The following is a 12592-nucleotide window of genomic DNA, read 5'->3' on the forward strand; positions in this document are numbered from 1 at the left end:
CCCCACCCGACACCACCGCCACCACATCCGGACCCACCACAGCCCGCTCCGCAATCAACCCATGCACCCCACCAACAACCCCCGCCACCTCCACCTCAGTCTCATTCCACCCACGCACCACCACATCCCACTCACCCGCACCCAACACCGACACCTCACCCACACACCGACCCGCATCCCCAGCGGCCATCGATTCGAGCACCGACCCCAGATGCCCGGCCATCCGCTCCACCGTCGCCGCGTCGAAGCGGGCGCGGTCGTAGGACAGCTTGATCTTGACGTCGCGGCCTGCGCCGGCGGTGATGTGGAGTGGGTAGTTGACCTGCTCCCGGCCGAAGTTGAGGTGGGCGTCCAGGCCGTTGGCCGCGGAGGTCTCCCGGCCTTCGGTCAGGGCCTGGTCCGGGTAGTTCTCGAAGACGAAGAGGCTGTTGAACAGGGCCTGGCTCGTGGGCAGTTCGCTGCATTCGGCGATGGTCACCAGGGGGACCTGTTCGTACTGACGGGCCTGTACCTGTGCGTCCTGCAACCCGGTCAGCCAGTCCACCAGCGGCTGGTCACGGTCGACACGTATGCGCGTCGGGGTCGTGTTGATCAAGAGGCCGACCATGGAGTCCATACCGTCGATCTGGCCGCCGCGCCCCGACGATGTCACGCCGAACACCACGTCGTCCGTGTCGGAGTACAGGGCGAGGACCAGCGCCCATGCGCCCTGGACGACCGTGTTCAGTGTCAGGCGGTGGCGCCGTGCGAAGTCCGCGAGGCCGGATGCGGCGGCCGTGGGCTCCAGCGCGACATGGGCTTCCGCGCGTCCCTGGTCGCCGGTGGCCCGCTCCACGCCGAGGGTGGTGGGTTCGGTGACCCCGGCCAGGTAGTCGCGCCAGTACGCGCGCGCCTGGTCCAGGTCCTGTGCGCCGACCCATGAGACGAAGTCCCGGAACGGTGCTCGCGCGGTCAGGTCCGGTCGGCCCCTGCCGGTGCGGAAGGCGTCGTACGCCTCCAGCAGCTCGCCCATGACGATCGGCAGGCTCCAGCCGTCGAGGAGCAGATGGTGGTAGCTCCAGAGCAGTTGATGCCGGTCGGTGGCGACGCTGTGCACGGAGATCCGTACCAGTGTGGGCGCGGAGAAGTCGGCGCCGCGCGCCCAGTCGGCCTCCAGGTGGTCGCCGATCGCCTGCTGCTGTGCTGCTTCGTCCAGCCGTGAGAGGTCCCGTACGTCCAGGGGAAGAGGCACGGACCGGGACACCACGGCCAGTGGCTCGGGTACGCCGTCCCAGACCACTGCCGTGCGCAGCACCTCGTGCCGGGAGAACACCTGCTCCCACGCCTGCTTGAGGGCGTCGATGTCCAGTTCGCCTGTCAGGGAGAGCCCGTTCTGCACCCAGTACATGCCGGGGTCGTCGGAGAGCCGGGTGTGGAAGAGCATGCCCTGCTGGAGGGCGGTGAGCGGGTAGATGTCCTCGATCTCGGTCGGCACATGGGCGGTGACGCGGTCCAGTGCGGCCTGGTCGATGTGTGCGAGCGGGAAGTCGGACGGGGTGTGTCCGCCGGTGTCCGGGCGGAGGCAGTACTCGATCAGGTCGTCGAGGATGTCGGCGTAACGCTGTGCCAGTGCGGCGACGGTCGCTTCGTCGTGGACGTCGGTGCCGTATGCCCACACCATCTCCAGGCGGCCGTCGGAGACACGGCAGTTGACGTCGAGGAGGTGGGTGCGGTCGCCCTGTGTCGACCAGGCGCGGCCGAGCGATCCCTTGCCCGGACGGAGGTGGCCCGCTGCGCCCCGGGTGGCGGGGGTGCGGTCGCCTGTGCGCTGGGCATTCTGGCTGAGGTAGTTGAAGCTGACCTCGGCGTGCCCGTCCGGGGTCCAGTCGGTGAGGTGGCGCAGCAGGCCGTAGCCCAGGCCCTTCCTCGGGACGCCGCGCAGATACTCCTTCGTACGGCGCAGCAACGCGCCCAGGTCACCGTCCCCGGCGCCCGTGAGCACCACCGGGTGGACGCTGGTGAACCAACCCACTGTCCGCGACACGTCGATGTCGGCGCCGACGTCCTCACGGCCGTGGCCCTCCAGGTCGACGACCACCGACGGGACACGCGCCCAGGACGTCAAAGCCATGCCGAGTGCGGCGAGGAGCACATCGTTGATCTGGGTGCGGAAGGCGCTGGGCACTTCGCGCAGGAGGCGTTCGGTCTGCCGCACGTCGAGTGTGGCCACCACCTCCCGGGCCGAGGTCACCCTGTTGTTCCCGGCGCGGTCCCGTGGCAGGGGTACGGCCGCTGCTTCGGCGGCGCGCCAGAACGGGGCTTCCGCGGCCAGCTCCGGCGAGTCGGCCAGCTCGGCGAGCCGCTGGGTCCACCGCATGAACGATGTCGTCTTCGCCGGCAGCTCCACGGTCGCGGAGCCCGCCTCGGCCTGCCCGTACGCGGAGATCAGGTCCTCCACCAGCACCGGCCAGGAGACGGCGTCGACCACCAGGTGGTGCGCCACCACCAGGACCAGTCGGCCGCGGTCACCGCGGTCGAACACCGCCACCCTGAACAGCGGTCCTTCCGCCAGGTCGAGTCCCGCCTGTACTTCTGTGGCGCGCGCCTCCAGATACGCGGCCTCGTCGGCGTCGTCCACGTCGGAGGCGTCGATCAGCGACACCGGGTCGGCCGTCTCGGCAGCCGCCAGGCGCCCGACCCACTCCCCGTCCTCGCGCACGAATCGGGAGCGCAGCACGTCGTGCTGTTCGACCAGTGCGCGTACGGCCACCCGCAGCGCGTCGGGGTCGACCGGGCCGTCCGCCTCCAGGACCGTCGACTGGTTGAAGTGTGCCGCCTGTGGCAGCGCACGGCCGAGGAACCACCGCTGGATCGGCGAGAGCGGGAAGTCACCCACCACCACACCCTGGTCGGCGTCGGCCAGGCTTTCGCCCGCCGCCACCGAGGCTAGACCGGCGACCGTCTGGTGGTCGAACAACTGCGCCGCCGTCACGTGCACGCCGAAGTCGCGGGCGCGGGCGACGACACGGATGCTGATGATGGAGTCGCCGCCGAGGTCGAAGAAGTTGTCCTCGATCCCGACCCGCTCCACTCCGAGGATCTCCGCCCACGCGTCGGCGAGGACGCGTTCCACCTCGGTGCGTGGCGCGACATACGTGTCCGCTGATGCCGCACTCGCTCCGTCCGGTGCCGGAAGAGCACCGCGGTCGATCTTTCCGCTCCTCGTCAGCGGCATGCCGGCCAGCTCGGTGAAGAGCGCCGGAACCATGAACTTCGGCAGGCGTTCGCCCACGAAGGCGCGCAGCTCGCCGACGGAGGGGATGCCCTCGGCCATGTCGGCGGGCACCAGGTAGGCCACGAGCTTGCGCTCCGTACCGCTGCCGTAGGCCGTCACGACGGCTGTCCTGATGCCCGGGTGGCCCGCGAGTACGACCTCGATCTCGCCGGGCTCGATGCGGAAGCCACGCACCTTGACCTGGTTGTCGGCACGGCCCACGAATTCAAGGCGGCCGTCGGACAGGCGGCGCGCCCGGTCTCCCGAGCGGTACATGCGGGAGCCGTCCGCGGCGAACGGGTCCGCGACGAACCGTTCGGCGCTCAGCGCACCCCGGCCTCCGTAGCCGCGGGTGACTCCGGCGCCGGCGATGTAGAGTTCGCCGGCCACACCCACTGGAGCGGGGTGGAGCGACGGGTCGAGGATGTGGACCCGCTCGTTGAGGAACGGGGTGCCGATCGGGGGTGTGCCGTCGGCGGTGACTTCTCCGCCGGTGGTGGCGATGGTGGTCTCGGTCGGCCCGTAGACGTTCAGCAGCCGCAGGCGTCGGTGCCACTGTGCGGTGAGCCTGGCCTCCACACGTTCGCCGCCCACCAGGACGGTGGCGAGGTCGGGAAGCTCGTCCGGCGACAGGACGCCGAGGAGTGTGGGTGTCATGAAGGCGAGACGTACGGCGGTCCGCCGCATCATCGAGGTCAGCCGCTCGGGCGGTGTGCGGTCCTGGCGCTCGGCCACGACCAGGGTCGCGCCGGTCGGCAGCGCCATCACCACCTCCCACACCGAGGCGTCGAAGCTGAAGGACGCGAACGCGAGGACGTGATCACCGGGACCGGCGTGCAGCAGCGAGCGCATCCCCTCGGCGAGGGTGGTCACTCCGCGGTGGGGGACGTGGACGCCCTTGGGCCGTCCCGTCGAGCCGGATGTGTAGATGATGTAGGCCAGTTGGTCGGGCAGGACCCGTACCTCGGGAGGCGTCGTGGGGAGCCCGTCCAGCTCCGCGAGGGTCGCCGGGTCGTCCAGCCGGAGGACGGTGCACACGGTGTTGCCGGATGTGTTGGCGGAGGTGTCGTCGGAGGTGTTGTCGGACGTCAGGTCGGACGTGAGGTCGGCGGCGAGGTCGGCGGCCACCGCCTCGTGGGCCACGAGCACCGACGCGCCGGTGTCGCTCATCATGAACCGGCGCCGTTCGAGGGGGTAGGCGGGGTCGAGGGGCAGGTAGCCCGCCCCGGCCTGCCACACCGCCAGCGAGGCGACCGCCATGTCGGCGGAGCGCTCCAGGCACAGCGCGACCACGGACTCGGGTCCCACGCCGGCCCGGCGGAGACGGTGGGCCAGTTGGTTCGCGCGGGCGGTCAACGCGCCGTAGGTGAGCGACCGTTCGCCTGCCAGGACGGCCACGGCATCAGGAGTGGCGGCTGCCTGCGCGGCGATCAGCTCGTGGAGTCCCCCGGTGGGCGGCAGTTCCGTGGCGGTGTCGTTCCACTCCTCGACGAGGAGGTGGCGCTCCGCTTCGGGCAGCAGCGTGACCTCGCCCACGTGCCGGCCCGCGTCGGCGGCGAGGGCGTCGAGGAGCGTGACGAGGTGCGCGGCCATCCGCTCGACGGTCGCGGCTTCGAACAGCGCGGTGCTGAACTGAAGCTCTCCGGAGAGGGCGCCGCCGGCGTCCGCCAGGGTCAGGACCAGGTCGAACTTCACCGGGACGGGCTCGGGGCCCGTGGCCGTGAGGCCCGGGAGGGCCGAGGTGTCACGGTCGTCGAAGCCTCCCGCCGGGGTACCGCCGCCTGACGGGATACCGCCGCCTGCCAGGGTCCCGCCGTCGCCCGGGTCGCCGGGAACATAGCTGAACATGACGTCGGTCAGCGGGTTGCGGGACCGGTCCCGTTCGGTGACCAGGGCGTCGACGAGCCGGTCGAACGGCAGGTCCTGGTGCAGATACGCGCCGTGGGCCATCGTCCGTACCCGCCCCAGGAGGTCGGCGAAGGACGGGTTGCCCGACAGGTCGGTGCGCATGACCAGCGTATTGACGAAGAACCCGATCAGGTCCTCGGTTTCGGCCAGCGAGCGGTTCGCGACGGGTGTGCCGATCGCGACGTCGTCCGTGTCTCCGTACCGCCCCAGGAGCACGCTGAAGGCGGCCAGCAGCGTCATGAACATGGTCGTACCGCTGTCGCGGGACAGCGCGCGCAGTGCCTCCGCGGTGTGCGGTGCGACGGTGAAGCGGGTGACGGCACCCGCGGTGGAACGCACCTGGGGGCGAGGCAGGTCGGTGGGCAGCTCAAGCACCGGGGCCCGGTCCAACTGCTCGCGCCAGTACGTGAGTTGACCGTCGAGCACGTCGCCGGTCAGCCACTGCCGCTGCCAGGCAGCGACATCCGCGTACTGCACGGCGAGCGGCGCCAGCGGGTCGGGCTGACCGGCCCGGAACGCCTCGTACAGGGCGGTCAGCTCGCGCCGGAGGATCCGGTCCGACCACTCGTCGAAGGCGACATGGTGGATGGCGAGGGCAAGGGTGTGGTCATCCGGGGCCAGGCGCAGCAGGGTGGCGCGTACGAGAGGGCCGTGCGCCAGGTCGAAGGGTGTGAGGCCGTCCTCGCCGATCAGCCGGTCGGCGGCGTCGCGCGGGTCGGCGCTGCCGGACACGTCCACCACCGGCAGCGGCACGCCGGCCGCCGGGTCGATGATCTGCCGTGCCACACCGTCCGCACCGGCCACCAGACGGGTCCGCAGGATTTCGTGGCGGGCGACGAGGGCGTCCAGGGCGGCGCCGAGGGCGGCGAGGTCGATGTCACCGGTGAACCGCCGGCGGGTGGACATGTTGTAGTCGACGGAGCCGGGCTCCAACTGGTCCAGGAACCACAGGCGCTGCTGTGCGAACGACAGCGGCAGCACCGTGTCCCTCGCCACGGACGTCACCGGTGGTGCGGCGTCGCGGGCCGAGCCGTCGACGTACGAGGCCAGGCCCCGTACCGTCCGCCGGTCGAACAGGGTGGCCAGCGGAAGTTCCACCGAGAACATCTCGCGGATCCGGGAGACGACCTGGGTGGCCAGCAGGGAGTGGCCTCCCAGTTCGAGGAAGCCGTCGAGGACACCCACCCGCTCCACGCCGAGCACGCGCGCCCACACATCGGCGAGCAGTTCCTCGGTGGCGGTGGCGGGTGCGACGTACCGGCCACCGCTCCCGGTACGGATTCCGGTGGGCTCGGGCAGCGCCGCCCGGTCGGTCTTCCCGTTCGGGGTCAGCGGCAGCTCGGCCAGCTCCTCGAACACCCACGGGATCATGTACTCGGGCAGTCGCTCGCCCGCGATCCCACGCAACTCGGCGACGGGCGGCAGGCCCTGCGTGTGGTCGGCCGGGACGAGATGGGCGACGAGACGGCGGTCCGTGCCCTCCCCGAACGCGCTCACCACCGCTGCCCGGACCCCCGGGTGGGCAAGGAGCGCCGCCTCGATCTCCAGTGGTTCGACGCGGTAGCCGCGCACCTTCAACTGGTCGTCGGCGCGGCCCAGGAACTCCAACTGTCCGTCCGCCGACCACCGCACCCGGTCGCCCGTCCGGTACAGCCGGGAGCCGTCCGCGGCGAACGGGTCGGCCACGAACCGCTCGGCGGTGAGCACCCGGCGCCCTCCGTAGCCGCGCGCCAACTGCGTTCCCCCGACGAACAGTTCACCGGGAGCGCCCACGGGCACACACCGCAGGGACGCGTCGAGAACGAACACGGTGGCGTTGACGATCGGGGCGCCGATGGGCGGCGCGCCCTGTACGGCGTGGGCGTCGACCTCGGCGATGGTCGCACACACCGTGGTCTCGGTCGGCCCATAGGCGTTGAACAGCCGGCGACTCTCCCGCCATGTGGCGGCGAGTCCGGCGTCGAGCCGTTCGCCCGCCGTCACCAGCGTCGTCACACCGTCCAGGTCGCCGGGGCCGAGCGCGTCGAGGAGCGACGGCGGTACGGTCGCCACGCTCACCCCGCCACGCCTGACCAGGGACGCGAGGCGGGCGGGGTCCGCGCGGTCCGGTGTCTCGGCCACCAACAGGGTCGCGCCCACCGCGAGCGCCATCACGAGTTCCCACACCGATGCGTCGAAACTGAAGGGCGCGAAGGCGAGCACGATGTCGTCGCGGTCCGTGCCGAGCGCCACCTGCTGCGCCGTGACGAGGTTCACCAGCCCGCGGTGGGACAGGTGGACACCCTTCGGCCGGCCGGTCGAGCCGGAGGTGTAGATCACATACGCGAGCTGGTCCGGGTGGACCGGTATCGGCGGCGGGGTGGCGGGCAGCGCCGCGAGTGTCGTACGGGTGGCCGGGTCGTCCACCCAGACCACGGTGTCGAGACCGCCGACCGACGTGAGCCCTGCCGCGGCGGACCGGTGGCCGATCAGCACGGTGGCGCCGCTGTCGGCGAGCATGAACTCCAGGCGCTCGGCCGGGTACTCCGGGTCCAGCGGAAGATACGCCGCTCCGGCCTGCCACACCGCGAGCACCGTGACGGCCATGTCGAGCCCGCGCTCCAGGCACACGGCGACGACAGACTCGGCGCCCACGCCCGCACTCCGCAGGTGGTGGGCGAGCCGGGCCGCCCGCGCGGTCAATTCGGCGTAGGTGACGGAGAGTTCACCCGCGACAAGCGCCAGCGCGTCGGGGGTCTCCCCTGTCCGCCCGGCCACCAGCTCGTGGACACCGGCCGCAGGAGACACGGCCTCGGCGGTGTCGTTCCACTCCCGCACCAACTGGTCGTGTTCGGCCGCCGTCAGGAGGGGCAGGTCACCGACCCGCTGTCCGGTGTCCGTGGCGATGGCCGTCAGGACTGTCGCCAGGTGACCCGCCATCCGCTCCATGGTGGCGTCGTCGAAGCGAGCACGGTCGTACGACAGACGCACCACCAGCTCCCGGGCGGAGGAGGCGATCACACCGAGGGGGTAGTTGGACTGGTCGCGCCCGTAGTTGGCACCGGCACGCAGCCCGTCGCCCTCCGCGTACTGCCCGCCTTCGCCGCCCTCGACCCGCGCCTGGTCGGGGTAGTTCTCGAAGGCGTACAGCGTGGTGAAGAGTGCCTGCCCCGGGGCGAGCGCACTGCACTCCGTGATCGTGGTCAAGGGGGTCTGCTCGTACTTGCGGGCCCGTACCTGCTGGTCCTGAAGGTCCGCCAGCCACTCCACCACGGTCTGGTCGCGGTCGATCCGGGCCCGCACGGGTGTCGTGTTGATCAGCAGACCGACCATGGAGTCCATACGGTCGATCTGTCCGCCGCGGCCGGAGGACGTCGTACCGAACACCACGTCGTCGCGGCCCGCGTACCGGCCGAGCACCAACGACCACGCACCCTGCACCACGGTGTTGAGCGTGACCCGGTGGCGGCGGGCGAACGCGGCGAGACCGGACTCGGCCACCTGGGCCGGCAGCGGCACCTGCCGCTCGTCACGCCCCTGCTGCCCCGTCGCGTGCTCCACACCGAGCAGAACGGGTTCGGTGACCCCGGCCAGGTAGTCCCGCCAGTACCCGCGTGCCTCGTCCAGATCCTGTGCGGCGACCCAGGACACGAAGTCCCGGAACGGGGCGCGTACGGCCAGTTCCGGCCGCTCCTCGCCCGCGCGGAAGGCGTGGTACGCCGCCATGACCTCGCCGAGGACGATCGGGATGCTCCAGCCGTCGAGGAGCAGATGGTGGTAGCTCCAGAGGAGCTGATGCCGGTGGTCGGCGAGACGGATCACGGAGATCCGTACGAGGGTGGGTGCGGTGAAGTCGGCGCCGCGCGCCCAGTCGGCGTCCAGGTGCTCGGCGATCGCCTGGCGCCGGTCCTCTTCGTCGAGGTGCGAGAGGTCCAGCATCCGCAAGGGCAGGGGCACGGCCCGGGAAACGACCGCGAGCGGCTGCGGCACGCCCTCCGTCACCACCGCGGAACGCAGCACCTCGTGCCGGGAGAACACCAACCCCCACGCCCGCTCCAGCGCAACGAGGTCCAACTCACCTTCCAGCAGCAGACCGTTCTGCGCCCAGTACATGCCGGCGTCCTCGGACAACTGGGTGTGGAAAAGCATGCCCTGCTGGACGGGGGTGAGCGGGTAGATGTCTTCGATGACGGTCGGCAGGCTCTCCGCGATACGGTCGAGCACGGACTGATCGATACGCGCGAGCGGGAAGTCCGACGGTGTGTGCCCACCCGCACCCGGGCGGCAGCAGAAGTCGATCAGATCGCCCAGGACCTCGACGTAACGCTCCGCGAGCCCCGCGATCGTCGCCTCGTCGTGCACCTCGGCGCTGTACGTCCACACCATCTCCAGACGGCCCTCGGCCACCTGGCTGTTGACCTCGATCAGGTACGCGCGGGTGCCGTCCTCGGACTGCGACTCGCCGAGGGACCTGCCGGTCGGGCGGAAGCGAATGCTGTCGTCGTGGGTGGCACGGGTGGTGCCTTCGGCGTCTTCGACGTCTTCGGCTTCCGGGCGACGGGCGGTCTGGCCTGTTTGGCCTGTCTGGAGTGTCTGGCCCGTTTGGCCCGTTTGGCCCAGGTAGTTGAAGCTGACCTCGGCACGGCCGTTCGGGGTCCAGTCGGTGAGGTGGCGCAGCAGGCCGTAGCCCAGGCCCTTCCTGGGAACGCCGCGCAGATACTCCTTCGTACGGCGCAGCAACGCGCCCAGGTCACCGCCCACTGTTCCCGTGAGGGCCACCGGGTGGACGCTGGTGAACCAACCCACGGTCCGCGACACATCGATGTCGGCGCCGACGTCCTCACGGCCGTGGCCTTCCAGGTCGACGACCACCGATCCCGTCCGGGCCCACTCGGTCAGCACCGCACCGAGCACACTCAGCAGCACGTCGTTGATCTGTGTCCGATACGCGGCCGGCACCTCACGCAGCAACCGCTCGGTCGGACCGGCCTCCACGAACAGGCGCAGGCTACGTACGGAGGCGTTCCGGTTGGGACCGTCGCTGTCGCGGGGCAGCGGGACGGCCGCGGCCTCCGCCTCCTGCCAGTACGACGTTTCGAGCGCCAGCTCCGGGGAGGCCGACAGCTCTGCCAACCGCTGCGACCAGCGCGTGAACGAGGTGGTCTTGGCGGGCAGCGCCACGGCGGTGGCGCCTTGTTCGACCTGCTGATATGCCGCCGCGAGATCCTCAAGGAGCACGGGCCAGGAGACCGTGTCCACAACCAGGTGGTGTACGACGAACAGGAGCAGTTGCTCACGCTCGCCGCGGTCGAAGAGCGCCACGCGCAGGAGGGGCCCGTCACTCAGGTCGAGGCCGGTCTGCACCTCGGTGGCCCGCGCGTCCAGGAACCGCCACTCGTCGTCACCGTCCAGGCCGGAGGCGTCGACGGTGATGACCAGGTCGGCCGGTTCGACGGCCAGGAGCCGGCCGGTCCACCGGCCGTCCTCCCGCACGAATCGCGACCGCAGCACATCGTGCTGGTCGACCAGCGCGGCCAACGCCGTTCGCAGTACGTCGGGGTCGACGCGCCCGGTTGCTTCCAGGGCGACCGACTGGTTGAAGTGCGACGGCCGGGGCATGTCGCGGGCGAGGAAGGACCGCTGGATCGGGGAGAGCGGGAAGTCGCCCACGACGAGGCCCTGTTCGGTGTCGGCCAGGCTTTCGCTCGTGGCGACCGAGGCCAGAGCCGCCACGGTCTGGTGGCTGAACAACTGCGCCACCGTCACGTGGACACCGTGCTCGCGGGACTTCGCCGCGACACGGATGCTGATGATGGAGTCGCCGCCCAGCTCGAAGAAGTTGTCCTCGACGCCGACGCGTTCCACACCCAGAACCTCGGCCCATACTTCGGCAAGGATCCGCTCGACGTCGGTGTCCGGGGCGATGTAGTCGCCCGCCGAGCCGACGCGGGAGTCTTCAGGGTCGGGGAGCGCGGCACGGTCGAGTTTGCCGTTGGGGGTCAGCGGCAGCGCCGCCAGCTCCACGAAGGCGGACGGGATCATGAAGGCCGGCAGCCTGGTGCTCGCGAACTCGCGGATCTCGGTGATCGGCGGGATGCCGTCCGTCTGATCGGCGGGGACGAGGTAGGCGACCAGACGGCGGTCCTCGACCTCACCGAATGCCACCACCACGGCGGTGCGGATCTTCGGGTGGGCGGCGATGACCGCCTCGATCTCGCCCGGCTCGATCCGGAAACCACGCACCTTCACCTGACCATCCGCACGCCCGACGAAGTCGAGCTGCCCGTCCGCCAGCCAGCGTGCCCGGTCCCCGGAGCGGTACATACGGGTGCCGTCGGCGGCGAACGGGTCTGCAATGAACCGCTCACCTGTCAGGCCGGGACGGCCCCGGTACCCGCGCGCCACCTGCGGGCCCGCGATGTACACCTCACCCGCGACTCCCACGGGCAGTGGGTTCAGCCGCTCATCGAGGACATACACCCTGGCGTTGCCCACCGGGGAACCGATCGCCGGCGCACCCGACAGACCATCCGGCTCCACGGTGCCTGTGGTGACCATGACGGTCGCCTCGGTCGGACCGTAGGTGTTGACGAGACGACGGCCGGCCGACCAGGCACGGGCAACCGGCTCCGTCAGCCGCTCGGCACCCAGCAGCAGCGTCCCGACACCGGGAACCTCGCGCGGGTCCAGCACCCCGAGCAGGGACGGGACGACACTCGCCGCACTCACACCATCGGCACGCAGCATCGACGTCAGCAGCGCACTCTCCGCCCGCTCCTCCGAAGTCGCCACCACCAGCGAACCGCCCGAGGCGAGCGTCACGGCGACGTCGAGTACCGCCGCGTCGAAACTGAACGAGGCGAACTGAAGCATCCGCACGCCAGGGCCCGCACCCAGCACCGGCCCCAGAGCGGACACCATCCCCACCACACTGCCGTGCGCGACCTGTACACCCTTCGGCCGACCCGTCGAACCCGACGTATAGATCACATACGCCAACTGATCAGCGGTCGTCGTCGCATCGGGCGCCGTCGAGGGAAGCTCCGCCAGGGCGGCTGCAACCGCCGGATCATCCAGCCACACCCCATGCTCAACCGTCAGGCCCTCGGCCATGGACCGCTGCCCGACCACCACCCGCACACCCGCATCCCCGAGCATGAACTCCAGCCGGTCGGCGGGATATTCAGGGTCCAGCGGCAGATACGCGCCACCGGCCTGCCACACCGCAACCATCGCGACCACCATGTCCACCCCGCGCGGCAGACACAAACCCACCACCGACTCAGCACCCACACCGGTATCGCGGAGGTAGTGCGCGAGCCGGTTCGCCCGCGCCATCAGCGCGCCATACGTCACCGACTCCCCGTCCGCCACCACAGCCACCGCATCCGGAGCCACCGAAGCCCGCTCCGAGATCAGCTCATGTACGCCACCCACCGACGGCAACACCAC

1 protein-coding gene is annotated in these 12592 nt (G+C 70.7%); it reads right to left on the reverse strand.

What is annotated here, in order from left to right; all coding sequences use genetic code 11:
* On the reverse strand, positions 1-12577 hold a 12577-nt coding region (locus tag ACIQNU_RS43625; RefSeq protein WP_401378255.1), incomplete at its 3' end, for an amino acid adenylation domain-containing protein.
* Between the last annotated feature and the right edge of the window lie 15 nt (positions 12578-12592).

It is taken from the genome of Streptomyces sp. NPDC091292, assembly GCF_044757265.1.
GTDB lineage: Bacteria > Actinomycetota > Actinomycetes > Streptomycetales > Streptomycetaceae > Streptomyces.